Here is a 22,807-nt window from a genome sequence, read left to right as displayed (position 1 = left end):
TCACCCCACGGAGGCCAGCATGGATTGCTGCAGCGAAAACCATCTCGACACCCACATCTTTGACGCGCGCGGCATCAGCAAGCGCTTCCGTCATTCAGCCATCTTCGGCGCTATCGAATCCCTCGAAGACGGCGAAGTCATGCGCTTCATCAACGATCACGACCCACTGCCGCTGCTCGCCCAGATGGGCCAACGCTACGGCGGCCAGATCCGCGTCGAGTACGTGGACCGCAGCGGCCCGGTGGTGATCGACTTCCACATCCAGGCCCACCAGCACGCCAGTGAAGGCGAAGGCGCCGGCTCCTGCGGCGGCTCGGGCGGTTGCGGCTGCAGCGGCGGGCGCTGATTCCGCCACGCGGGCTGTTATGATCCGGGCATCCCGCTGCCCGGTTTTCTTGTCGCATGCTGCGTCTGCCAGCCTTCTGTCTTGCGCTCTTCCTGCTTCTGCTCACCGGCCTGACTGCCCAGGCCCAGCCCAGCGCCACGGCCTCGGCACCGAACTGCGAACTCTGTCGCGAACGCCTGCTCACCCTGAACATCCTGCGTCAGCGCGTACCTGCTGACTGGCAACTCTACCGCGAGCGCGAACCGGTCTGGAACAGCCAGACTCTGGTCATCGAAGCCGGCCTGGAACACAGCCAGACCATCCTGCTGGTGCATGGCCTGGGCCAGAACGGCTTCACCGACTGGGCCAGCGTCATTCCGGAACTGGCCCGCCAGTATCATGTGCTGGCGCTGGATCTGCCCGGCTTCGGCTACTCCGACGCCCCCGCCGGGAAATACTCGCCGACCCACTACGCCCGCGTGCTGAGCGCACTGCTGACACGCCACGCCAAGGGCCGCGCCATCGTCATCGGTCACTCCATGGGTGGCGCAGTGGCGCTGCGCCTGGCCGCCAGCCGACCCGAGCTGCTCTCCCGGCTGATTCTTGTCGACGCCGCTGGCATCCTGCACCGCACCGCCTTCACCAAACACTCGATCACCGGCCGCCTCGGCTCCGGGCAAACCAGCGGCACTCTGCGCGGCCTGCTCGAACGCGTACGTGATTTCTCCGACAGCACCATTGAGCGCATCTTCGGCCTGCCGGATCCGGGCAGGCTACTAGGCATCTCCGAAGAACTGTGGGCCGGCGCCTTCAGTGGCCAGGCCAACGCCAACGCCGCAGCGGCCTTGGTGGAAGAGGATTTCAGCAATGCCGCCACTGGCATGCCGCTACCCACCTGGCTAATCTGGGGCGAGGCGGACCCGGTCGCCCCGCTGCGCACCGGCCAGATGCTCGCCCGACGCCTGCCCCAGGCCCAGTTGCTGAGCCTGCCCGGCGTCGGCCACACGCCAATGGAGGCGGCCAGCTTCAATGCGTTCATGAACCGTCTGGACCGCGCCCTGAGCGAAGCACCGCAAGGCTTCAACCCGTCCGCCACGCCACCGGTCAGCCACCGTGACTACCTGTGCCAGGGCGAGAACGGCGGACGCCTCAGCGGCCAGTTCCGCGAAGTGCGCATCGAAAACTGTGCCGGCCTGCTGCTGCAGGATCTCGTCGCCGAACGCCTTATCATCCGCGATTCGATCGTCCAGATGCTCAACACCCGCATTCATGGCGACGAAACCGGCATCACCCTCATCAACTCTGAACTCGTCGCCACCGCCAGCGAAATCAATGCTCCCACCTCGATCCACGCCGAACGCGCCCGCCTCGATCTGGCCGGCGTAATTCTGGAGGGCAGCGACACCGCCATCAGCACAGGCAGCACCTCGCGCTTCATCGCCTCCGCCTGCCCGGTGCGCAGCCCGGACTTCATGGGCTTGTGGCACACCAGTGAAACGCGTTCCAATACCCGTCAGTGGCCCTGAGGAGAATCCCAAATGCGCATGGATGGTGACGAGAGCAGCAACATCGAAGATCGCCGTGGCAGCCGGATGATTCCGGGTGGGCGTGGCGGCCTGGGGCTGGGCGGCATCGTGATCGCACTGGCTGCCTCCTACTTCCTCGGCATCGACCCGAGCGTGGTGCTCAACGGTCTCAGCATGCTCGAAGGCCGCCAGCCGGCGCGCACCGAGGCCGGCCCGGTGCAGGCCAGCCCGGCCGAAGAAGCCCAGAAACGCTTCGTGGCCCAGGTCCTGCGCGACACCGAAGTGACCTGGCAGGCCGTCTTCCGCCAGGCCGGGCGCGAATACGCCGAGCCGCGCCTGGTGTTGTTCCGCGATGCCACCCAGACCGCCTGCGGCCAGGGTCAGGCCGCCATGGGCCCCTTCTACTGCCCGGCCGACCAGCGCGTCTACCTCGATTTGGACTTCTTCGATGAACTCGAGCGCCGCTTCAAGGCACCGGGCAATGCCGCCCAGGCCTATGTGATCGCCCACGAAGTCGGTCATCACGTACAGAACCTGCTGGGCATCTCGGAAAAAGTGCAGCGTGCGCGTCAGAGCGCCGGCGAGAAAGAAGGCAATGCCCTCTCGGTGCGCCTCGAACTGCAGGCTGACTGCCTCGCCGGCGTGTGGGTGCATCACGCCAACCAGCAGCGCAAGGTGCTGGAAGCGGGCGATATCGAACGCGTGCTGGGCGCAGCCAGTGCCATCGGCGACGACACCTTGCAGAAAAACGCGCGCGGTTATGCCACGCCGGACAGCTTCACCCACGGCAGTTCGGCCCAGCGCCAGAAATGGTTCCGCACCGGTTTCGACGCCGGCGACATTCGCCAGTGCGACAGCTTCAAGCGTGGTGTTTAATCAGAAGAGATTCACGGAGACCCTCATGCTGCCCATCCGCCACCTGCTTGCCTGCCTTGCCTTGCTGAGCCTGCTCGGCGGCTGTGCCACCACCCAGTTCTATCCGCACGAAGCGCGTGAAAACGTTCATGAAGGCAAGGGCGGCAGCCGCTTCACGGTAGAAGGTATCGATGTCTGGTTCAATGGCGAGCCACCACGCAAGTACGCCATCCTCGGCTACATCGACGATCCGCGCGGCCTCCTGGCTGACGACAACCACCGCAGCATCGACTCTGCCGTGCTAGCCAAGGCCCGCGAGATCGGCGCCAATGCGCTGATCGAAGTGCCGATCCCGACGCGTGCCGCCCCCTCCTCCAGCATCATGGTCGGCGGCGGCTCGGGCTACTATGGCGGCGGCTTCTACGGCATGGGGATGGGAGTCGGCGTTCCGCTCAGCGACAGGCAAAGCGTCAAATACACCGCTCTGAAGTATCTTGACTGAATCCCGCGGCGCAGCAATTTCCACTTCAGGAAGCCGCAAGGCTGCCGTAGAAACTTCCGGACCCGCCATTTCTCCCCCAACCGGAGGCCCGGATGTTTTCCCCCGTTTCCCTGCTTGCCCGCAGCAGCTTGCTGTTCGCCTCCCTTATTGCCCTGAGCCTGCCACCGGCACGGGCCAGCGGAGGGGGGGGCGAAGGCGCCAGCGGCCCCGCTCCGATGAATTTCATCGTGAATGTGGGCAAGACCGGACGCGGTGGCGTGATCCTCCAGCTCCAGCTGGTCATGGTGCCCGCCAAACCTGAAAGCGCCAAGCTGATCGACGACTTCAAGCCGATGCTGCAACACCGGGTGCTGATCGTGGTGGCCGGCATGTCACCGGAAGCGCTGCGCACCCAGGAAGGGCGTCAGGAACTGGCAGAAGCCCTGGTCGAGGAACTCAATACCGATCTCGAAACGGACGAGAAGAGCGGGATCAAGGAAGTGTTCTTTACCTCCTTCATCTTCCAGCAGATGTAAGGAGCCCTGGCCGCGTCCCGTCATTCAGCCAGGGCTGCCTAGGCCTGTTCCCTCAGAAGCTGTTCCCGATCTGTAGCGAGAGGCCGTCAGCAGGGGCGAGGCAGGGTTTGGCAGAGCATGCTCTGCGCTGCCGCAGCCGGTTTGCTGTGCAAAGCAAACCGTGGGGAAGCGCAGCACAGGAACCGGAGTTTATGCTGATCAATGAGGATTCCGAGCAGCCCATGAGCCCGCACAGTGATCAATGAGCGGCCTCACAGTCAGATCGGGAACAGCTTCTCAGGCCCACAGCACAGCGCCACCGGACTCGCGCCAGCACAGCCATGCCCGCACATCGAACTCGAGCTGGTGATAGTCCCGTTCCATGTGGCAGCACAGCTGATAGAAGGCCTTGTCATGGTCGCGTTCCTTGAGGTGCGCCAGCTCGTGCACCACGATCATGCGCAGAAAAGCCTCAGGCACCTCACGGAACACGCTGGCCACGCGGATCTCACGCTTGGCCTTGAGCTTCCCTCCCTGCACACGCGAAATCGTGGTGTGCGTGCCGAGCGCATTGCGCAAGGTCTGCAAGCGTGCATCGAAGGCCACCTTGCTGAGCGGCGCGGCATTGCGCAGGCTGCCCGCCTTGAGGCTCTGTACATAGTCGTACAAGGCCGCATCGGAACGAATCTCATGCGCCTGCGGGTAGCGCTGCCGCAAGGCATCGCCCAGCCGCCCCTGCTCGATGGCGAGCGCCACCTGGCCGCGCAGCGACTCGGGATATCCACTCAGATAGCTCAGCACGACTCCGTCCACGGGAACACTCGCAACACAGGGAGCCGCATTGTGCCCGCAGCCCTGCGCAGCGAAAAGCGCGGCGGGCGGATCAGGGCTGCGCCGGCAGGTCGACGATCAGCTCGGCACCGCCGAGGGCCGCATTGCGCGCCTGGATGCGTCCGCCATGGGCTAGCACGATATGCCGGCAGATCGCCAGGCCCAGGCCAGTACCCCCCGCGCCGGTACGCGTCTGGCTACTCTGCACGAATTCATCGAAGACACTTTCCAGCTCATCCTCGGGAATGCCCGGGCCGTGATCCACGATCGCCAAGCGCAACCAGGGCAGCTCTTGGCGTGTGGCCGCAACCAGACCGAGATGCACATTGATGCGCCCACCCGGCGGCGAGAACTTGATCGCATTGGAAAGCAGATTGCGCAGCACCTGACCGATGCGCAAGGCATCCAGCGCCGCAACAGGCAGGCAGGGTTCTTCCTGCACCTCCACCTCCAGCGAAGCCGCCTGCAGCAGAGGCGCCAGCTCCACCAGGGTGGCATCCACCAAGGGACGCAGGCTCTGGGGCTGGAAGCTCATGTCCATGTGCCCTGCTTCCAGCTTGGAAAGATCCAGCAGCCCATTGATCAGCCCCAACAGACGACTGCCGCTCTGGTGCACCCGCTCAAAGTAATCGATGATCTTGCGCTCCCCCGCCCGCTCCATGCCGAGCTGGGAAAAGCTCAGGATCGCGTGCATCGGCGTGCGCAACTCGTGCGACATGTTGGCGAGGAACATGCTTTTCGCCTGACTCGCCTGCTCAGCTCGCGCGCAGGCCGCTTCGGCGGACTCCACGGCCGCCGCCAGCTCTAGTCGCAGGGCATCGGCCCGGCTGAGACTGCCCGCCGCATGGCGACCATTGACGAAAGAAGTCAGAGTGAACACCAGCATGATGAAGCCGGTCCAGCGCTCGGCCCCGCTCTCCTGCAGGAGCAGAAAGATGCTGCCCGGCCCGAGCATGCCCAGGAAAAAAGCGTAAAAGGCCGGCATGTTGGTTGACAAGGACATCACCGCCCCCGCCGCAACGCCCATCAGGCAGAGTGGGGCGACTGCACGCAAACCACTCTCGGCCTCGGGATAAAGCAAGTGACACAGCGCCCCCCAGATCAGGCCGGAGGCCCCCGCCATCAGCGCAAAACGGCGCTCCCACAGCGGCCCGCGCTGAAGTCGCTGCGGGTCGTTACGCCAGCGGTGGGCAAGATAGAGTCGCACGCCACTCACCGCATTGAGTAACAAGGCCCAGGCATACAGCGCCCAGGCCGGAAGCATGGCGCCATGAAACACCACCAGAACCAGCAGGCTGGCCAGTCCGGAAACAGCCAGGGCCCGGCGACTGTAGTCCAGATGCAGGCGCAACAAGGACTCGCGTGCGCGCGCCTGCATCACGGGATCGGGGCTATCAGAGGAACAGGCGCTATCAGCCACGGAAGACTCCTTGTCTTCCTGCTTTCACGACCGGCGAAGACGTCAACTTGAATCAGTCCTGCTTCAGATAACGGATTTCGAGCACATCCAGCTCACGCAGCCCACCCGGACTGGCAAAGCGCACCGTGTCGCCCTCGCGTGCTTTCATCAGCGCCTTGGCCAGGGGCGAGATCCAGCTCACCAGCCCCTCGCTGGCGTTGGCCTCATCCACGCCCACGATCTGATAGACGAACTCCTCGCCCTCCTGATCGCAAACCGTCACCGTCGCCCCGAAAAAGACCTGCTCCAGATTCTCCTGGGCATCCGGGTCGACCACCGTTGCCGACTCCAGCCGCTTGATCAGGAAACGGATGCGTCGGTCGATCTCGCGCAGGCGCCGCTTGCCATAGATGTAGTCACCGTTCTCGGAACGATCCCCATTGGACGCCGCCCACGACACGATGGACACCACTTCCGGCCGCTCCACGCGCACCAGCTGGTCGAGTTCGGCCTTCAGCCGGTTGAAGCCGCGCCGAGTGATGTAGTACTTGCTGCCCGCAGGCAAAGAGGGCTCAGCAGCGAGTTCGTCATCGTCGTCCTCGCTGCCTTCCTTGACGAAAGCCTTGTTCATGCGGCCAAGGATGCCACAGCCGTGCCGATGCGGAAAACTTCCGTCGCGCAGGCGCTACTGGTAGATCGCCGGCTGGGTCAGCAAGGCGTCGAAGCCATCAAGATAGGGATCGAAATCAAGCTCCTCTCCCTCCTCGTTCTGCTCCATCGCATCCTTCAGCTCGCGCTTGAAACGCTGGGCTGCATCACCCTCGAGCAAAACCCCGCGGGCCTTGCGTTTGTCGATCACTTCAATCGCCCCGACCGAGGGGTAGTCCACCACGTACAACACCGGATTGTTCAATACGATATTCATGATGAACCTCCTGTTACGTCGGGTTGGCGGCAAGGCAGGAGAACGCTTTCACCGGGGCCTGATTTTGATATCGGTCCGCGAAGGGATTTCTCAAGTCCCCGATGGTTACGAGTTGTGTCGATGGATTTAGGTTCCCCTGTGCAAACGCTATCGTGCACAGGAAAGCATCACAATAAGAAAAATTTCAGGAGCACACCGATGAGCGACATGTTCCAGGCCGCGATGAGCCTCAGTCATCGTCTCGACACCCTGCGCGCCGAACACCGCGAGCTGGATGAAGCAATCTCCCGCCTGTGCAACGGCGAATCGGAAGACGAGGTCATGGTGCGGCGCCTCAAAAAACGTAAATTGCTGGTCAAAGACCGCATCAACATCATCGAACACACCCTCGGCCCCGAAACTCAGGCCTGACAACCCCATCCCTTGCGGGGATAATGCGCCGATTCATCCGCAGGGGAGTGCCATGCATCTAGCTCAGGAACTCGTTGCCAGCCAGGACCACCTGGCCAGCCTGCCTGACCTGTACTACAAGATCCGCCAGGCGCTGGCGCGCCCCGAGCTGAGCATTGGCGAACTGGCCGAGCTGATTGCCAACGATCCCGCCCTCTCCGGCACCCTGCTGCACATCGCCAACAGCGCCTTCTACGGCTTCCCGCGACGCATCGAAACGCTCTCTCGCGCCATCAGCCTGATCGGCATGGAACAAGTGGGCGATATCGTGCTGGCCGGCACCCTGGCCGCCGCCTTTCACGGCATCCGCCCGCAGCGCATGGACATGCAACGCTTCTGGCGCGGCAGCATCCGCCGTGCATTGCTCTGCCGTCAGTTCGCGCGCAGCCTCGAGAACCGAGACTCCGAACGCAGTTTCATCATCGGCCTGCTCTCGGACATGGGCCACCTCGTGATGTACCACGCGGTAGCGGACCTGATGGGCATCGTGCTCGAAATGTCCGGCCCGGATCTGCGCGAGCTGGCCCAAAAGGAGCGCGAAATCATCGGCTGTGACTTCAGTGAGGTCGGCGCAGCCCTCTGCGCATCCTGGATGCTGCCAGCCAGCATCGGCACCGTCATCGGCTCACAGCTCCAGCCCGCACTGGCCGGCGAATTTTCCGCCGAGGCCGCACGCCTGAACCTGGCCATCTCGATGGCCGAAGCCAGCGAACGCGGCGAGACCATCAGCGCCGCCTGCCCGCTGCTGGACCCGGACACTCCAGAGCTTTCTGGCGTCGACCTCGCTCTGCTGCCCGTTTTTGCCGAAAACTGCGATGCCCAGCTCGAATCGGTGATGCAGTCCCTCGGTCTGGCCTGAAAACCCACGCTTCAGAAAAGGTTTTTCACCCACGGCGGAGTCCGCTACGGGTTTTCCCGCCATCAGCTTTTTTCATGCGCTGAAAAGCCTTGCCAAAAGGCCGTTTCCGACGCACCTGCCCTTCAAGGCACAACCCTACATCTAGTGCAAGACTGCAAATCCAAAACTAGATGTAGTACCGTTCGCCTGTTCCAACGCTGCCGCCAGCCCCTCGTACCAAACGAGGCTTCTCAGGCGCCGCACGCCACAAAAATCACTTATGGGAGTCACCACGATGGATGCACAGATCCGCGACGAAGCCGTTTCCACCCTCGCAGAGCAAGAAATCTCCGGTGAGATCCTGCTCGAGAAATATGCGAAGGGTGACGAAGCCTCGGTCACCGATGTGCGCCGTCGTGTTGCCCGCGCCCTCGCGGCCGTCGAAACCGAAGACAAGCGCGCCAAGTGGGAAGAGCGCTTCTTCGAAGCCCAGGTCGCCGGCTTCATCCCGGGCGGCCGTATCAACTCAGCCGCCGGCACTTCGCTGGCCGCCACCCTGATCAATTGCTTCGTGCAACCGGTGGGCGACTCCATCACTGAAGAAGTCGACGGCCGCCCCGGCATCTACACCGCCCTCTCGCACGCCGCTGAAACCATGCGTCGCGGTGGCGGCGTGGGTTACGACTTCTCCTCGATCCGCCCGGTCGGCGCTGCGGTGCGTGGCACTCAAAGCCGTGCTTCCGGCCCGGTCAGCTACATGCGCGTGTTCGACCGCTCCTGCGAAACGGTGGAATCCGCCGGTGCCCGCCGTGGTGCACAGATGGGCGTATTGAGATGCGACCACCCGGATATCGAAGCCTTCATCCATGCCAAGGATTCCGGCGACCTCTCCAACTTCAACATCTCCATCGGTGTGAGCGACGCGTTCATGAGCGCCGTTGAAACCAATGGCGACATTGAGCTAGTGCACAAGGCCGAACCGGCCAGTGACATCAAGGCCGCCGGCGCCTACCAGCGCGAAGACGGCCTGTGGGTGTACCGCAAGGTGCCGGCCCGCGATCTGTGGGAGCAAGTCATGCGCTCCACCTACGATCACGCCGAGCCGGGCATCCTGTTCCTGGATCGCATGAACAAGGACAACAACCTTAACTACTGCGAAACCATCGAAGCCACCAACCCCTGCGCCGAGCAGCCCCTGCCGCCGTATGGCTGCTGCTGCCTGGGCTCGATCAACCTGACCCGCTTCATCAAGAGCGCCTTCACCAAGAAGGCAAAGTTCGATGAAGTCGCCTTCGGCAAGTGCGTTGCCACCTCGATCCGCATGCTGGATAACGTGCTCGACGTCACCCACTGGCCGCTCGACCTGCAAGCGCAGGAAGCCGCCAACAAGCGCCGCGTCGGCCTCGGCTTCACCGGTCTGGGCGACGCCCTGATCATGCTCGGCCTGCGCTACGACACCCAGGCCGCCCGCGACATGGCGACCCAGATCAGCAAGGTGATGCGCGATTCCGCCTACCTTGCCTCGGTAGAGCTGGCCAAAGAACGCGGCGCCTTCCCGCTGTTCAACGCCGACATGTATCTGTCTGGCGGCAACTTCGCGTCGCGTCTGCCGAACGAAGTCAAAGAGCAAGTTCGCAAGCACGGCATCCGCAACTCCCATCTACTCTCGATCGCGCCCACCGGCACGATCTCACTGGCCTTTGCAGACAACGCCTCGAACGGCATCGAGCCGCCCTTCTCCTGGACCTACACCCGCAAAAAACGCATGGTGGATGGCACTCACAAGGAATACGCGGTCGAAGACTACGCATGGCGTCTGTACAAGCACCTGGGCGGCAACACCGCCAAGCTGCCCGAATACTTCGTCACCGCGCTGGAACTCTCCGCCGCCGCGCACAAGGACATGGTTGCCGCCGTCGCCCCGTATGTCGACACCGCCATTTCCAAGACTGTGAACGTGCCGGAAGACTATCCCTACGCCGATTTCGAAGACCTCTACATGAGCGCCTGGAAGTCCGGCCTCAAGGGTCTGGCCACCTACCGCCCGAACAGCGTACTCGGCTCTGTCCTCTCCGTGGGCCCGAGCACCCCGGCCGCTGGCGACGACAAGAAGGCCCCGCACGATGTGCAGATGAGTGATGCCAACCGCCGCCTCACCATCCCCAACCTGCCCGCTCCGGTGCTCTCCAGCCTGCGCTGGCCGGGCCGCCCGGAGATGCCCGACGGCAACCTCTCCTGGACCTACATGCTGAGCAGCCCGCAAGGCAGCTTCGCGATCTTCGTCGGCCAGGCCGAAAACGGCCGCCCCGGCCACAGCAAGCCCTTCGAAGTGTGGGTGAATGGTGCCGACCAGCCGCGCGGCCTCGGCGCCGTCGCCAAGACCCTGTCGATGGACATGCGCGCCAACGACCGCGCCTGGCTCAAGCTCAAGCTCGACACCCTGGCCCATACCGTCGGTGAAGCCTCCTTCGAGCTGCCCTTCCCGCCGCATGGCGAGCACAAGCGCGTGCCCGGCGTCGTCTCGGCCTTCGCCCAGATCATCCGCCACCGCTGCGAAGCCCTCGGCGCCTTTGAAGGCGAAGGCGAAACCCCGGTGCGCGACGCCGTGTTCTCGGTGGCCGAACCCAAGACCGGCGCCGACGGCACCCTCTCCTGGACGGTAGACATCCAGAACCCGGCGACCAATGAAGACTTCGTACTGGGCCTGAAAGAAATCACCCTGCCGGACGGCCCCGGAGGTCAGCCCCAGACCCGCCCCTACTCCATGTGGCTCTCGGGCAACTACCCGCGCGCCCTGGATGGCCTCGCCCGCCTGCTCTCGCTCGACATGCGCGTGGTCGACCCGGCCTGGATCGGCATGAAGCTCCGCAAGCTGCTGAACTACCCGGAACCCCTGGGTGACTTCATGGCCTTCGTACCCGGCACCCGCCGCCAGCAAAACTGGCCCAGCACCGTCGCCTACCTGGCCCGCCTGGTCATCCACCGCTACGCCATGCTGGGCGTGCTGGACGAAAACGGCTACCCGATGCGCGAAATGGGCATCCTCGAAACCCCGCGCGAGAAAGACGAACCCAAAGTCATGCAAGGCGCCGCCTGCCCCGAATGCGGCAACCACACCATGATCCGCAAGGATGGGTGTGATTTCTGCACCGCGTGTGGGGCGGTGGGGACTTGCGGGTAACTTGAAGTTAATTGAATGAAACGAGGCTCCGGAAGGGGCCTTGTTTTATTGGTCACAACAATATTCAAGAAACATTAGCCATCCGAAAACCATGCTTCGCAGCCGCTACTTCTACTTTGGCACTATTGCCATCTTCTTAGCCTCTGCAATCGCATATGCGTTGTTGCCTCACGGCGACTTCATACAACGGCTAGTCAGCATCCCGCTCGTCGGGTCACTAGTCGCGGCACTCACACAAGTTCTCCGCGATCAAGCAGCTCACGAGAGAGAAATTGTTCGACAAGAGCAACAGAATCGATTTGCACTCGGAGCCAGTTCACACATGGCGAATGTTGCCTTTGATAAGCGCGTTCAATTCTCAGAGGAGTACGTAGCTGAAGTTCACCAAGTGCTGCGAACTCTCGTCCGAGAAGGCCCCACTGAAGAGGCTTTAAAACACACATCGAAGCTCTATGAAATCCAGCAAAAATACTCAGTCTGGCTCACTCCTCGAATCGAAGATGAGCTCGAACTCTTCGAGCGCGCCTTGCGAGAAGTTGGTGCTACAGCCAACTTACTAAAGAGCGCGAGGCATCTTGAGAATCACGAACAGCACATTGCCAAGCTTTACAAAACGTTCGCGGATGTGATGGGTACAACGTGGTTTCCGAGTGGCTGGCACGGAGAAAAGTTGAATGAAGAAGTGGCAATCACTATGGTGATCCAGCGTCTTCGCTCTGTACTCGGCATCCAAGAACTCACAGACATGCGCACTAGCTTGCTCTCCCGGGCAAATAAGCTGGGCGCATTGAATGACTAATCTTTCCATCGAGACCACGTACGGCGCAGCCTAGTAGGGTGCGCACCACGCACGCGGAACCAAGCCCGAGCGATAGATACATTCCCACCGCGTACGGCGCAGTCGTTGTAGGGTGGAGTGAAACTCCACCGCATGCCGTGATCAAGCTGGCGCAGTTTCACTGCGCCCTACGCCTCCCCACCGCAATCGCAGAAAGAAGCGCACATGAACACCTTCACCAATCAGCGCGTGTTGCCCGCCGAAGCGGCCGCCATCTTCGCGGCGATCCGTAATCCGGAGCGCCTCGCGCGCTGGTGGGGGCCGGCGGGGTTCTCGAACCGTTTCGAAATTTTCGAGTTCGTGCCGGGCGGGCGCTGGGTTTTCGACATGATCGGGCCGGACGGCACGGTGTATCCGAACGAGTCCACGTTCGAGCGCATCGTGGCAGACGGGGAAGTAGTGATCCGCCACAGCTGCGCGCCCCTCTTCACCCTGAGCATCACGCTCACCCCAGCCCCGGGCGGCACCCTGCTGCGCTGGGAACAACGCTTTGATGACCCGGCATTGGCCGAAGCCCTGCGCCCCATTATCGAGCCCGCCAACGAAGAGAATCTCGACCGCCTGACGCACGAACTGGCGAGCACGCTCCACTCCTGACGTTCACCACCGGCGTCCCCGGAAAATGAAGGTTCACTGCTTTGATTACCTGCCTTGAGAGCCTTGTAGGGTGCGCACCGCGCACGCGGAACCAAGCCCGAGCGATAGATACATTCCCAGGACGGTGCGCAATGCGCACCCTACATTCAATGATTACGTCCACGCGCGGCGACGTAAAAGCTGGGGCCAAGTCCTGAATTTAAGCATTTGTTGTTTTGGAATCCCCGCCCGGTGGGCCATGAGCAAGTAGCCCGGATGACGGTTTCGCCGGAATCCAGCGCCTCAGCCCTGTACACTGCCCCGCCCCCTCCGCACGAAAGCCCCCGATGAAGAAGAAAGGCCCGTCGAAAGACGACACCGCTTTGCTACCGCCCTTCCCGGCGCTGACGCTGGCGCAGATCCAGGTGCCAAACACGCCCGATGCGTTCTCTGCCGCCGCCGCCGAAATCATGGCGGCAGGCAGCGCGGGGTTCGATACGGAAGCTCGCCCCACCTTTCATGTCGGCCAGGTTAGTGACGGCCCGCATATCGTGCAATTTGCGCTCGCCGACAAGGCCTTCATCTTCCAGACGCATTACGCCGCAGGCTGCGCTGCACTGGTCGATCTGCTGCAATCGGTACATCTGCTCAAGGCGGGGTTCGGCCTCAAGTCGGACTGCAGCCAGATCCGCCACAAGCTGGGGGCCCAGCTCGCTGGAGTACTCGATCTCGATCATCTGTTCCGCAAGGATGGCTACAGCGGCGACATGGGCGTACGCGCCGCTGTCGGGCTGATGCTCGGCCAGCGCTTTCACAAATCGAAGAAACTCACGACTTCAAACTGGTCACTCCCCGAACTCTCGGCCCCGCAATTGCTCTACGCGGCTAACGATGCCTATGCAGCCTTCAAGGTGCTGGAAGCCATGCGCCTGCAGCGGCCGGAGTTGCTGACCGTCTGAGCCGGCATTGGCGGGGCTCTGACCCACAATAGCCCCCGCAAGCCCGCGCTTTCCTGCGCACAGCTTTCGCCCACCCTGCGGCAGAATGGCGCCATGCCTGTTCGTCCACCGGAGCTTCGCAATGGATACGCTACTCGTGTCATGGGATCGATTCTGGATCGCCGCCGGTGCGCGGCAGCCCGCCCCGGGCTTGCTGGCTGAACTGCTGCTGGCCTGGACTGAGCCGCATCGCCACTACCACACCCTGCAACATCTGGCTGAATGCCTCAGCCTGCTCGAGGCCCATGCCCACCTGGCAAAGAACCCGGCTGCGATCGGCCTGGCCCTGTTCTTCCACGACGCCATCTACGATCCACGCGCCCAGGACAACGAGGCCCGCAGCGCCGACTGGGCGCGTCAGGCCCTCGGCGCTGCGGGCTTCGAGGAGCGCTTCATCGAGCAGGTGGCCGACATGATCCTCGCCACCCGCCACGCCACTCAGGAGGCAGAAGGAGACACAGCGCTGCTGCTGGACATCGATCTGGCCATCCTCGGCGCCAACCCGCATCGTTTTGCCGAGTACGAAGCACAGGTGCGGGCCGAGTACGCCTGGGTCGCCGAGCCGGCCTTCCGCACGGCTCGAGCGCAACTGCTGCGTAGCTTTCTCGCGCGCCCACACCTCTACCGCACAGCGGCCTTTGCTGAGCTGGAGAGCCGCGCCCGCGGCAATCTGGATACGGCCTTGCGGACCCTCGAGAACACGAGCGACACCGCAGAACACGAAGCAGCCTGAGCATTGGAGACAGACGCTGGCGCATTCCAATGCTGCATCGCATCAACACCTCCTATCACTCGATAGAACAATCAAATCCTTGATTTTGATAACTTTTCTGGATGCAAAGATTTAAAACTTGAGTTGGATACTCGGGTTTACCCGGTGGATACTTCAGCCATCAAGCACCGCATCCGGTGCCCTAACAGCGAGAGGTAGTCATCATGTCCAAGCAAGTTCAAAGCGCCATCGAATCTTCCGGCAAATATCTGGGCGCCATCGCCTTCGCCTCGGTGGCTCTGCTGCCGACGGTCTATCAGGTTGTGCTGCTGAGTCACTGATCTGGCATGTTCCGCGACACGCCCGAGGGGCCGGCAAACGCCGGCCCCTCGGCATTTGTGCCGCCACAGGCGCACGCAAGAAAGCATTCCGGCTTCGCCTTGCAACGCGGAATCAGCTACGCTCGGCCCGTCTCCCGCCAACCGGCCGCCGCCATGCACTGTCGCCCATATCTGTCTTGCCTCGCTGCTCTGCTGGCGCTCTTTCTCGGCGCGTGCGCTGGGCCGGCCGGTATGAACCGCGAAGAGCCGCGTGACATCATCGTGCGCAATCTCAGTGAGCGGGATTTCGCCAGCGTTACGCTGCAGAACGTGCGCACCAGCAATGCGCCAGGGGCCTCTTTCGGCCAGATCGCACCACTGCCGCGAGGTGTGTCTCAGATCTATGGCCGCCCATCCAATCCAGCCCCCTTGCCGGATCAGCTGATGCTGGTGCTGACCGAGCCCTCCGGCTATCAGCACACGCGCGATTGCGAGCTCTCGACGGTACTGGGCCAGCGCGACAACCCGGCGCTGGAGATGGCGCTGGTATTCGAGATCAGTCGCACACTGGCCGTGCGCATCTTTCTCGAACCCGTCCAGCGCTGAGCCCATGCCTGGACTTCCTGATGCCGGCTTTCTCGACGAGCGCGGCCTGAATCGCCAGCACGTCTTCAACCTCGCGGCACTCCCGGCAGACCTGCTCGCGCCGCTGGCTCCCACCGCACACGAACGCCAGCTGATCCTTTTCGGCCACGCCGGACGGCGTCTGTGGGAATGCGTGCAGGCTGAGGGGCTGACCAGCGCTCATCCGATCGACGAGTACAGCCTGCGCACGGTGGAACATTGGCTGCGACGGAACCTGCCGGAGACGCAGGCGCGTTTCGTGTTCCCGAATACACCCGGCCATCAGCGCATAGGCCTGCAACGCCTCGGTCAGCTCGCTGGCTGGCATCACCCCGCGCCCTTCATGCTTGGTGTAGATGCCAAGTGGGGCAGCTGGTTCGCCTATCGCGCGGCCATCCTCACCGACACAAACCTGCCCGCATCCGCCATCGAAGACCTTGGTCATCCCTGCCCAGCCTGTACAGACAAGCCCTGTATCAGCGCTTGCCCAGGCAAGGCGCTGGAGGGCGGGCGCTTCGACATGGCTGCCTGCCATCAACACCGCCTGGCTGATCAATCCCCTTGCGCGCTGGGCTGCCTTGCCCGCCAGGCTTGCCCGGTAGGTGCGAAACATCGCTATGAGGACAGCCAGATCCAGCACAGCGCCGCTGGTTCGCTGGCCTGGATCCGGGCTCACGCCAGAACCTGAAGTCTTGCTCACCGCCGCCTCGCCCACTAAGCTCGCGCCATCTCGCATCTGAAAGTCCCTCGCCCCATGCTATCCCTCTGCGTTTTCTGCGGTGCCTCCAGTGGTCACGACCACGCCTATGCCGATGCTGCCCGCGCTTTTGGCCAGAGCCTCGCGGAGCACCGCATCGAACTGGTGTGGGGCGGCGGCCATGTCGGCCTGATGGGGGTGGTGGCGGATGCCGTGCACGCCCATCGTGGCAAGAGCTACGGTGTGATCCCGGAATTCATGGCCGAACGTGAGCTGGCTCACCCCTTCGCCACCGAGATGGTGGTGGTCGATTCGATGCACACCCGCAAGGCCGCGATGGCTGAACGCGCACAGGGTTTCGTGGCGCTGCCCGGCGGCTACGGCACCATGGATGAACTCTTCGAGATCCTCACCTGGGCACAGCTGCACATCCACCACAAACCGGTGGGTCTGCTCAATGTGAAGGGCTTTTTCGATCCGCTGCTGGCCTTCATGCGTCACATGGTCAGCGCCGGCTTCGTCAAGCAGACGCAGCTCGATCAACTGCATGTGGCCGAGTCGCCTGAAGCCCTGATTGCAGCCATGCGCCTGCACCGCGCTCCGGAGGGCGACTGGCTCGCCAAGGTCTCCAGCGCGCGCGGCTGAACTATCGACACCATAGGGCTGTCAATCTTCCCAGCCCAGGGCAATCTGGATAAGATTCAGCACTTGTAAGGCCGACAGAGAACTGCGGCCGTTTTTCTTTGCGAGGAATCATGAGCGACCAAATCGTCTACATCTCCGACAGCAGCTTCGAGAAGGATGTGCTGCAATCCCAACTGCCCGTGCTGGTCGACTACTGGGCCGAATGGTGCGGCCCCTGCAAGATGATCGCCCCGATCCTCGAAGAAGTGGCCAAGGACTACGCCGGCAAGATCGTGGTCGCCAAGATGAACGTGGATGAAAACTCCGCCGTGCCGGCCCAGTTCGGCATCCGTGGCATCCCGACCCTGATGCTGTTCAAGGGCGGTAATGTGGAAGCCACCAAGGTAGGCGCCCTGTCCAAATCGCAACTGACCGCCTTCCTCGACGCCAATCTCTGAGCGTTCGTGTTTGACAGGCCGGAACCTAGCGTCTAAAGTTCCGGCCAGTTACAGCCGCCGTGCGCTGTTCATTCCGGGTTACCGCCCGCAGCGCGCCGTAAAGCGGCCAGCCACCCCGACCGGGGTTGGCAAGATAAAACTCCCCTTCTTTGCTGTTCCAGCCGGGTTGCCACAAGGCCCCAATCCATCTCTGCATCTATCGTTCAGGGTCAGTCCATGCATCTGTCCGAGCTCAAGGCTCTTCACGTCAGCCAGCTCCTCGAAATGGCACACGCCAACAACATCGAGGCTGCCAACCGTCTGCGCAAGCAGGAACTCGTCTTTGCCCTGCTGAAGAACCACGCCAAGAAGGGCGAAACCATCTTCGGTGATGGTGCTCTGGAAATCCTGCCTGACGGCTTCGGCTTCCTGCGCTCGCCGGACATCTCCTATCTTGCCGGCACTGACGACATCTACGTGTCGCCCTCGCAGATCCGCCGCTTCAACCTGCACACCGGCGACACCATCGAAGGCGAGATCCGCACCCCCAAGGATGGCGAGCGCTACTTCGCGCTGGTGAAGCTCGACAAGATCAACGGCGAGCCGCCTGAAAACGCCAAGCACAAAATCCTGTTCGAAAACCTCACGCCGCTACACCCGAACAAGGTGTTCAAGCTCGAACGCGAGATGCGTGGCGAAGAAAACATCACTTCGCGTGTGATCGACATGGTTGCCCCGATCGGGCGTGGCCAGCGCGGCCTGCTCGTCGCGCCGCCGAAGTCCGGCAAAACCGTGATGCTGCAGAACATCGCTCATGCCATCACCGCCAACCATCCTGAAGCCACGCTGATCGTGCTGCTGATCGATGAGCGCCCGGAAGAGGTGACCGAAATGCAACGCTCGGTGAAGGGCGAAGTCATCGCCTCCACCTTTGACGAGCCTGCCACCCGCCACGTACAAGTCGCCGAAATGGTGATCGAGAAGGCCAAGCGCCTCGTTGAACACAAGCGCGACGTGATCATCCTGCTCGACTCCCTTACTCGCCTTGCCCGCGCCTACAACACCGTGGTGCCGGCCTCCGGCAAGGTGCTGACCGGTGGTGTGGATGCCAACGCCCTGCAAAAGCCCAAGCGCTTCTTTGGCGCCGCACGTAACGTCGAAGAAGGTGGCTCGCTGACCATCATTGCGACGGCACTGATCGACACCGGCAGCCGCATGGACGAAGTGATCTACGAAGAATTCAAGGGCACCGGCAACATGGAAGTGCACCTCGACCGCCGCATGGCCGAGAAGCGCATCTACCCGGCGATCAACGTCAATCGCTCCGGCACCCGCCGCGAAGAGCTGCTCATCGAGCCAGCCCAGCTGCAAAAAATCTGGGTCCTGCGCAAGCTGCTCTACGGCATGGACGATCTGGATGCGATGGACTTCCTGCTCGACAAGATCCGCCAGACCAAGGGCAATGCGGAGTTTTTTGACGCAATGCGGCGCTGAGGAAAGCGCTTCGCTTGCAGCGAAGCGAGTCTCCTGCCATAATCCCGAGTCTTATTTTCTGGGTGGTCACATTCGCCATCCGCGCAACAAGGAACCCGATATGAAGACCGAAGGCCATCCGAATTACGCCGACGTGCAGGTTACCTGCTCCTGCGGCAGCAAGTTCACCACCCGCTCCACCATGGGCAAGCCGACCTACCACGTTGAAGTGTGTGCTGAGTGCCACCCGTTCTGGACCGGCAAGCAGAAGATCATCGACACCGCAGGTCGTGTCGAGCGCTTCAAGCAAAAGTACAAGCGCTGATCCTGCGGGATCCAGCAAGGAAAGGCAGCCTACGGGCTGCCTTTTGTTTTTCCTGTCCTTACGCTGACAGGGCAGGATTTGAAGAGCGGACGTCTTACAATCCTGTGCAATTCCCCCGCATTAATTCATGGCGCACATGCAGAACTCCTCGTTCACCGAGTTTCCGAGCCGCAAACCCGCGATCCACGTGCCCAACTGGGCCCTGATCCTAGTCTTCATCGCCTACGCCCTGCCCGGCAACATTGGTCACGTTCCCTGGCGCGGCGACGACGCCCTGCACATCGGGGTGGTGTTCAGCATGCTCAGCGAAGGCCACTGGCTCACTCCGCAGATCGCCGGCCACCCTTTTTACGATTGGCCGCCGCTCACCTACTGGCTTGGCGCCTTGACCGGCAAGCTGCTCGGCTGGCTACTGCCACTGCATGACGCCATCCGACTGGGTAATGTCGCCGCCCTAACCGTGCTGATTTACTGCCTGCGCTACGCCGCCCGCGAACTCTACGGACGGGAGGCCGCCTCAGCTGCCGCCATGCTGATGCTGGGCTCACTGGGGCTGCTGATCCACGCTCATGAAATGCAGCCACAGATCGTGCTCACCGCCACTCTGGCGGCCTGCCTGCAAGGCCTGACGCTGATGCGCAGCGCCCCCACACGAGGCGCCCTGCTCACAGGCGCGGCAAGTGGCGCAGCCTTCCTTGCCGGTGGCCTGCCGGGACTTTTCCTGTGCCTGCCCTTGTGGCTGCTGACCCCGGCCTGTTCGAGCGAGTACCGCACCCGCAGCTTCCTGCTGGCCTACCGCCATGCGCTGTGGCCACTAGTTCTCTTGGTCTCGCTGTGGCCACTGGCCCTGGCCGTCTGGCAACCCGACTTCCTGCACGCCTGGTGGGCGCATGAGCTGGCGGCGATCCTGCCGCACGCGGGACACCTGCAGCGCGGCAAGGATTTCGCCAATCTGATCGGCTGGTTCACCTGGCCGTTGTGGCCGGTGGTGCTGTGGTCACTCTGGCATCGGCGCGGCAAGCTGCGCGACTTCGGCCACTCCCTGCCGCTGGCATCCGCCCTGCTGGCCCTTGCGCTGGTTGCCAGCACCGGTGGCATGCGTCCAGCCAACCTGCTGCCCTTGATGCCCGCCCTGATCCTGATGGCGTCGGGCGAGCTGTGCCGCCTGCGGCGCGGAGCGGCAAACGCCTTTGACTGGTTTGGTGTAATGACTTTCACCCTGCTCGGCCTGAGCCTGTGGCTGGCCTGGTCGGCAATGAACTTTGGCTGGCCAGCACCGCTAGCCCGCAACCTCCTGCGCCTGGTACCCGGCTTCGAGCCGCAATGGAACGGCCTGCAGCTCTTGGTGGCGATCACACTATCGGTCGCCTGGCTGATTGCAAACCTGCGCCTGCCCTTCTTCCAGTTGCGCGGCGCGGTGCACTGGGCTCTCGGGGTAACCCTTGCCTGGGGGCTCGCCGCCACTCTGCTGATGTCCTGGATTGATCACGACAAAAGCTATCGCAGCACTGCGGCCGAGATTGCCGCCGTGATTGCCAGCCAGCCCGAAGCTGCTTGTGTGGCGGGCATCGACCTTGGCGACTCGCAACGGGCTGCCCTGCACTACTTTGCCCACATCAAGATCGCCGCTCGCGGCGCCAACTGCCCGCTACGCCTCGCTTACGCCACGGGGCGCAACGCCCTGCCGGAACCCGGCAAGGGCTGGGAATCGGTATGGGATCTGCGCCGCGGACGCGGCCGCCTGGCCGAGCAGTTCGCGCTTTACCGGCGCGTGGACTGACCCCAGGTCATCGCAAAGCTTTGCAGGTGTAGCGCAGGCTGCACCTGCAGCCACTCGCGCAGCCTAGCCTCATCAGCCTCGCGCTCAGCCTGGCTGATCAGGCCGCTCAGGCTCTGCTGACGACGCTGCAGCAGCCAGGCCACCAGCGCACGCAATTCAATCTGTCCCTGCAATGCCAGCCAGTCGCCCGCCAGCACACGCTGCCACTGCCATTCCTCATCTGCCGCACGCATCAGCGGCAAGCCTGCCAGACGGGCCACTTCAGCCAGAGCAGGCGGCGCTTCCGCATGACACAACTCGACTGCCAATGGCATACAAGCATTCAGTCGCGGCCATGCACCATCACGCCCAACCCCAGCCTGCAGCGCGCGCAGACGTAGCGCGTCCAGCCTCGCCTCGACTTCACTCCAGCACGCCAGAGCCGGCGCCGCCGCACAGGCATCCAGGAATGCACCGAGCAAGCCCGCCTCATCCATGGAAGCCTTTGAAGACAACCGGAACTGCCCATCCTGCACACCGAACAAGGCAAACCCGCTCAGGCGTAGCAAATGCGGCGGCAGGCTGTCGCTGCCACGGGCCGCACGGCGACGCTGGAAGGCGTACTCGGCCACTTCCACATCCGAAAGCTCGGCCGGCAGGCGATTGAGTAGACGCAACCCGGCCACGTCTGGCAGGAAATCAAGGGCAATGGCCAACATGTCGGTCGGAGCCATCAGGCCGGGAAGACGCCGGTGGAGAGGTAGCGATCACCGCGGTCGCACACGATCGAAACGATCACTGCATTGCTGAGCTCCTGCGCCAGATTGCGCGCCACACTCATTGCTCCACCCGAGGAGATGCCTGCAAAAATACCTTCTTCGCAAGCCAGGCGGCGGGTCATGTCTTCAGCAGCGGCTTGGGCCACGTATTCGATACGATCGACACGGCTGGATTCGTAGATTTTCGGCAGATAAGCCTCGGGCCATTTGCGGATTCCAGGAATCTGCGAACCTTCCTCAGGCTGGCAACCAATGATCTGAATAGCCGGGTTCTTTTCCTTCAGAAAGCGCGCCACGCCCATAATGGTGCCGGTCGTACCCATGCTGCTGACGAAGTGGGTGATGCGTCCCGCTGTCTGCTCCCAGATTTCGGGGCCGGTGCCTTCATAGTGGGCAAGCGGATTGTCCGAATTGGCGAATTGGTCGAGCACCACGCCACGCCCTTCGTCGCGCATGCGATTGGCCATGTCACGCGCCAGTTCCATCCCGCCTTCGCGGGGCGTGAGCACCAGTTCGGCGCCGAAGGCCTTCATGGTCTGACGACGTTCCACGCTCTGGTTCTCGGGCATCACCAGAATCATGCGATAGCCACGCATCGCAGCCGCCATGGCCAGCGCAATGCCGGTGTTGCCACTGGTCGCCTCAATCAGGGTGTCACCGGGACGAATGTCGCCGCGCTGCTCGGCATGCAGGATCATCGACAGGGCAGGCCTGTCCTTCACCGACCCAGCTGGGTTATTCCCCTCCAGCTTGGCCAGCACGATATTTCCGAGGCGTTCGGCCTCGGCACCGGGCAGGCGCTTGAGGCGCACCAGCGGGGTGCGTCCGACGTAATCTTCGAGACTGGGATAATTCATGGCGCGATAGGAGCGAACGGAAGCGATCAAGCCCGAATGATACCGGACTCGCGCCCGGCACCTTGCAACAGGCCTAGTCGCGCTCGGGGATAAGGGCCGCAAGCTGGTCTGATTGATCGCGCAGTTGTCGCATATGTCCGGCCAATGCCCCTAAATGATCGCCCAGCATCCCCATCAGACGCCCCACTGCGATATCCGGCGTACCCGCCTCGGCTCGCGACAGGTCCACCATCTCCTGCAGACTGCGCAAATCCGCATCCATACGGCTCGGAGCGGACTGGATGAAGCGCTCCAGCAAGGCCTTGCGTGCAGCAAAGAATGCAGCCGGATCCTTTTCAGCAAGCTCCCGCCAATGGTCAAAATCGAAATCAAAAACGAAGCCTGCCACGTACCACCCCACTCCGGAAAACAACACCTTGTCTCCCGATGCTATGCAAGAAGCAGACCCGCCGCAAGACAGCG

Annotated in this window: 26 protein-coding genes; 19 read left to right on the top strand and 7 right to left on the bottom strand. The window is 62.7% G+C overall.

The window, feature by feature from the left end:
* The first annotated feature begins 19 nt into the window (after positions 1-19).
* The 5 genes from HJ583_RS16135 (at position 20) to HJ583_RS16115 (ending at position 3,723) form a co-directional block, all read left to right on the top strand.
* On the top strand, positions 20-346 hold the full coding sequence (locus tag HJ583_RS16135; protein ID WP_170022878.1) for a DUF2249 domain-containing protein: 327 nt from the start codon (positions 20-22) through the stop codon (positions 344-346).
* A gap of 56 nt (positions 347-402) precedes the next feature.
* Complete coding sequence (locus tag HJ583_RS16130) at positions 403-1,851, top strand: alpha/beta fold hydrolase (protein WP_170022877.1); 1,449 nt, start codon at positions 403-405, stop codon at positions 1,849-1,851.
* Positions 1,852-1,863: 12 nt separating this feature from the next.
* On the top strand, positions 1,864-2,727 hold the full coding sequence (gene ypfJ, locus HJ583_RS16125; RefSeq protein ID WP_170022876.1) for a KPN_02809 family neutral zinc metallopeptidase: 864 nt from the start codon (positions 1,864-1,866) through the stop codon (positions 2,725-2,727).
* A 25-nt stretch (positions 2,728-2,752) separates the two neighbouring features.
* Positions 2,753-3,208 (top strand): hypothetical protein, encoded by a 456-nt coding sequence (locus HJ583_RS16120; RefSeq protein ID WP_170022875.1) that lies wholly within the window; start codon positions 2,753-2,755, stop codon positions 3,206-3,208.
* Positions 3,209-3,300: 92 nt separating this feature from the next.
* Positions 3,301-3,723: a flagellar basal body-associated FliL family protein gene (locus HJ583_RS16115; protein WP_170022874.1), complete on the top strand. Its 423-nt coding sequence runs from the start codon at positions 3,301-3,303 to the stop codon at positions 3,721-3,723.
* Positions 3,724-3,999: 276 nt separating this feature from the next.
* Here HJ583_RS16115 and HJ583_RS16110 read toward each other — a convergent pair whose 3' ends face one another.
* The 4 genes from HJ583_RS16110 to HJ583_RS16095 all read right to left on the bottom strand — a co-directional run bounded on the left by HJ583_RS16110 (position 4,000) and on the right by HJ583_RS16095 (position 6,857).
* Positions 4,000-4,515 carry a M48 family metallopeptidase gene (locus HJ583_RS16110; protein ID WP_328824923.1) on the bottom strand — a complete coding sequence of 172 codons (516 nt, stop codon included), beginning with the start codon at positions 4,513-4,515 and terminating at the stop codon, positions 4,000-4,002.
* A 70-nt stretch (positions 4,516-4,585) separates the two neighbouring features.
* Positions 4,586-5,953, bottom strand: a complete 1,368-nt coding sequence (locus HJ583_RS19360) for a sensor histidine kinase (RefSeq protein WP_170022873.1) — start codon at positions 5,951-5,953, stop codon at positions 4,586-4,588.
* A 52-nt stretch (positions 5,954-6,005) separates the two neighbouring features.
* Positions 6,006-6,563 (bottom strand): transcription elongation factor GreB, encoded by a 558-nt coding sequence (gene greB, locus HJ583_RS16100; protein ID WP_101944189.1) that lies wholly within the window; start codon positions 6,561-6,563, stop codon positions 6,006-6,008.
* A 54-nt stretch (positions 6,564-6,617) separates the two neighbouring features.
* A complete protein-coding gene (locus HJ583_RS16095; protein ID WP_101944190.1) occupies positions 6,618-6,857 on the bottom strand; it encodes a DUF3567 family protein in 240 nt (79 codons plus the stop codon).
* A 198-nt stretch (positions 6,858-7,055) separates the two neighbouring features.
* On the opposite strand from HJ583_RS16095, the gene HJ583_RS16090 reads away from it, so the two are divergent.
* The 14 genes from HJ583_RS16090 to HJ583_RS16025 all read left to right on the top strand — a co-directional run bounded on the left by HJ583_RS16090 (position 7,056) and on the right by HJ583_RS16025 (position 20,730).
* The gene (locus HJ583_RS16090; RefSeq protein WP_101944191.1) at positions 7,056-7,268 is read left to right on the top strand and encodes a YdcH family protein; all 213 of its coding nucleotides are present in this window, start codon (positions 7,056-7,058) and stop codon (positions 7,266-7,268) included.
* 52 nt (positions 7,269-7,320) lie between these two features.
* Positions 7,321-8,166, top strand: coding sequence for an HDOD domain-containing protein (locus HJ583_RS16085; protein ID WP_170022872.1), 846 nt, complete (start codon positions 7,321-7,323; stop codon positions 8,164-8,166).
* A 274-nt stretch (positions 8,167-8,440) separates the two neighbouring features.
* Entirely contained in the window at positions 8,441-11,326 is a 2,886-nt protein-coding gene (locus HJ583_RS16080; protein ID WP_170022871.1) for an adenosylcobalamin-dependent ribonucleoside-diphosphate reductase, read from the top strand.
* Between the two features lie 40 nt (positions 11,327-11,366).
* The gene (locus tag HJ583_RS16075) at positions 11,367-12,125 is read left to right on the top strand and encodes a hypothetical protein (RefSeq protein WP_173863647.1); all 759 of its coding nucleotides are present in this window, start codon (positions 11,367-11,369) and stop codon (positions 12,123-12,125) included.
* Between the two features lie 204 nt (positions 12,126-12,329).
* A complete protein-coding gene (locus tag HJ583_RS16070; RefSeq protein WP_170022869.1) occupies positions 12,330-12,761 on the top strand; it encodes an SRPBCC domain-containing protein in 432 nt (143 codons plus the stop codon).
* A 326-nt stretch (positions 12,762-13,087) separates the two neighbouring features.
* The gene (locus HJ583_RS16065) at positions 13,088-13,699 is read left to right on the top strand and encodes a 3'-5' exonuclease (RefSeq protein WP_170022868.1); all 612 of its coding nucleotides are present in this window, start codon (positions 13,088-13,090) and stop codon (positions 13,697-13,699) included.
* A gap of 121 nt (positions 13,700-13,820) precedes the next feature.
* A complete protein-coding gene (locus HJ583_RS16060; RefSeq protein ID WP_170022867.1) occupies positions 13,821-14,471 on the top strand; it encodes an HD domain-containing protein in 651 nt (216 codons plus the stop codon).
* 551 nt (positions 14,472-15,022) lie between these two features.
* Positions 15,023-15,376, top strand: coding sequence for a hypothetical protein (locus tag HJ583_RS16055; RefSeq protein WP_170022866.1), 354 nt, complete (start codon positions 15,023-15,025; stop codon positions 15,374-15,376).
* Positions 15,377-15,380: 4 nt separating this feature from the next.
* Positions 15,381-16,082, top strand: coding sequence for a 4Fe-4S dicluster domain-containing protein (locus HJ583_RS16050; RefSeq protein ID WP_170022865.1), 702 nt, complete (start codon positions 15,381-15,383; stop codon positions 16,080-16,082).
* A 66-nt stretch (positions 16,083-16,148) separates the two neighbouring features.
* A complete protein-coding gene (locus HJ583_RS16045; protein WP_170022864.1) occupies positions 16,149-16,736 on the top strand; it encodes an LOG family protein in 588 nt (195 codons plus the stop codon).
* A gap of 110 nt (positions 16,737-16,846) precedes the next feature.
* The gene (trxA, locus tag HJ583_RS16040; protein WP_101944459.1) at positions 16,847-17,173 is read left to right on the top strand and encodes a thioredoxin TrxA; all 327 of its coding nucleotides are present in this window, start codon (positions 16,847-16,849) and stop codon (positions 17,171-17,173) included.
* A gap of 216 nt (positions 17,174-17,389) precedes the next feature.
* Positions 17,390-18,646, top strand: a complete 1,257-nt coding sequence (rho, locus tag HJ583_RS16035; protein WP_170022863.1) for a transcription termination factor Rho — start codon at positions 17,390-17,392, stop codon at positions 18,644-18,646.
* A gap of 100 nt (positions 18,647-18,746) precedes the next feature.
* On the top strand, positions 18,747-18,950 hold the full coding sequence (rpmE, locus tag HJ583_RS16030; RefSeq protein ID WP_101944457.1) for a 50S ribosomal protein L31: 204 nt from the start codon (positions 18,747-18,749) through the stop codon (positions 18,948-18,950).
* Between the two features lie 127 nt (positions 18,951-19,077).
* A complete protein-coding gene (locus HJ583_RS16025) occupies positions 19,078-20,730 on the top strand; it encodes an ArnT family glycosyltransferase (protein ID WP_170022862.1) in 1,653 nt (550 codons plus the stop codon).
* Here the strand turns inward: HJ583_RS16025 and HJ583_RS16020 are convergent.
* From HJ583_RS16020 to HJ583_RS16010, 3 genes are all read right to left on the bottom strand, one after another.
* Entirely contained in the window at positions 20,712-21,428 is a 717-nt protein-coding gene (locus HJ583_RS16020; RefSeq protein ID WP_173863646.1) for a hypothetical protein, read from the bottom strand. The genes HJ583_RS16025 and HJ583_RS16020 overlap by 19 nt on opposite strands.
* Before the next feature lie 14 nt (positions 21,429-21,442).
* The gene (gene cysM / locus HJ583_RS16015) at positions 21,443-22,345 is read right to left on the bottom strand and encodes a cysteine synthase CysM (RefSeq protein WP_170022985.1); all 903 of its coding nucleotides are present in this window, start codon (positions 22,343-22,345) and stop codon (positions 21,443-21,445) included.
* 73 nt (positions 22,346-22,418) lie between these two features.
* Positions 22,419-22,733: a DUF3135 domain-containing protein gene (locus tag HJ583_RS16010; RefSeq protein WP_158239295.1), complete on the bottom strand. Its 315-nt coding sequence runs from the start codon at positions 22,731-22,733 to the stop codon at positions 22,419-22,421.
* Between the last annotated feature and the right edge of the window lie 74 nt (positions 22,734-22,807).

Source organism: Uliginosibacterium aquaticum, assembly GCF_012972705.2.
GTDB lineage: Bacteria > Pseudomonadota > Gammaproteobacteria > Burkholderiales > Rhodocyclaceae > Uliginosibacterium > Uliginosibacterium aquaticum.
Note: the sequence above shows the minus strand (reverse complement) of the source record. Positions and strands in the feature narration are given on the sequence as shown.

Bases quoted from the DNA above. Each gene is read 5' to 3' on its own strand.
- HJ583_RS16025 (WP_170022862.1), top strand. From the start codon at position 19,078: ATGGCGCACATGCAGAACTCCTCGTTCACCGAGTTTCCGAGCCGCAAA.
- HJ583_RS16050 (WP_170022865.1), top strand. From the start codon at position 15,381: ATGCCTGGACTTCCTGATGCCGGCTTTCTCGACGAGCGCGGCCTGAAT.
- HJ583_RS16020 (WP_173863646.1), bottom strand. From the start codon at position 21,428: ATGTTGGCCATTGCCCTTGATTTCCTGCCAGACGTGGCCGGGTTGCGT.
- HJ583_RS16090 (WP_101944191.1), top strand. From the start codon at position 7,056: ATGAGCGACATGTTCCAGGCCGCGATGAGCCTCAGTCATCGTCTCGAC.
- HJ583_RS16130 (WP_170022877.1), top strand. From the start codon at position 403: ATGCTGCGTCTGCCAGCCTTCTGTCTTGCGCTCTTCCTGCTTCTGCTC.
- HJ583_RS16115 (WP_170022874.1), top strand. From the start codon at position 3,301: ATGTTTTCCCCCGTTTCCCTGCTTGCCCGCAGCAGCTTGCTGTTCGCC.
- rpmE (WP_101944457.1), top strand. From the start codon at position 18,747: ATGAAGACCGAAGGCCATCCGAATTACGCCGACGTGCAGGTTACCTGC.
- HJ583_RS16080 (WP_170022871.1), top strand. From the start codon at position 8,441: ATGGATGCACAGATCCGCGACGAAGCCGTTTCCACCCTCGCAGAGCAA.
- rho (WP_170022863.1), top strand. From the start codon at position 17,390: ATGCATCTGTCCGAGCTCAAGGCTCTTCACGTCAGCCAGCTCCTCGAA.
- ypfJ (WP_170022876.1), top strand. From the start codon at position 1,864: ATGCGCATGGATGGTGACGAGAGCAGCAACATCGAAGATCGCCGTGGC.
- HJ583_RS16070 (WP_170022869.1), top strand. From the start codon at position 12,330: ATGAACACCTTCACCAATCAGCGCGTGTTGCCCGCCGAAGCGGCCGCC.
- HJ583_RS16065 (WP_170022868.1), top strand. From the start codon at position 13,088: ATGAAGAAGAAAGGCCCGTCGAAAGACGACACCGCTTTGCTACCGCCC.
- HJ583_RS16085 (WP_170022872.1), top strand. From the start codon at position 7,321: ATGCATCTAGCTCAGGAACTCGTTGCCAGCCAGGACCACCTGGCCAGC.
- HJ583_RS16095 (WP_101944190.1), bottom strand. From the start codon at position 6,857: ATGAATATCGTATTGAACAATCCGGTGTTGTACGTGGTGGACTACCCC.
- HJ583_RS16135 (WP_170022878.1), top strand. From the start codon at position 20: ATGGATTGCTGCAGCGAAAACCATCTCGACACCCACATCTTTGACGCG.
- HJ583_RS16045 (WP_170022864.1), top strand. From the start codon at position 16,149: ATGCTATCCCTCTGCGTTTTCTGCGGTGCCTCCAGTGGTCACGACCAC.
- HJ583_RS16120 (WP_170022875.1), top strand. From the start codon at position 2,753: ATGCTGCCCATCCGCCACCTGCTTGCCTGCCTTGCCTTGCTGAGCCTG.
- HJ583_RS16060 (WP_170022867.1), top strand. From the start codon at position 13,821: ATGGATACGCTACTCGTGTCATGGGATCGATTCTGGATCGCCGCCGGT.
- cysM (WP_170022985.1), bottom strand. From the start codon at position 22,345: ATGAATTATCCCAGTCTCGAAGATTACGTCGGACGCACCCCGCTGGTG.
- HJ583_RS16055 (WP_170022866.1), top strand. From the start codon at position 15,023: ATGAACCGCGAAGAGCCGCGTGACATCATCGTGCGCAATCTCAGTGAG.
- greB (WP_101944189.1), bottom strand. From the start codon at position 6,563: ATGAACAAGGCTTTCGTCAAGGAAGGCAGCGAGGACGACGATGACGAA.
- trxA (WP_101944459.1), top strand. From the start codon at position 16,847: ATGAGCGACCAAATCGTCTACATCTCCGACAGCAGCTTCGAGAAGGAT.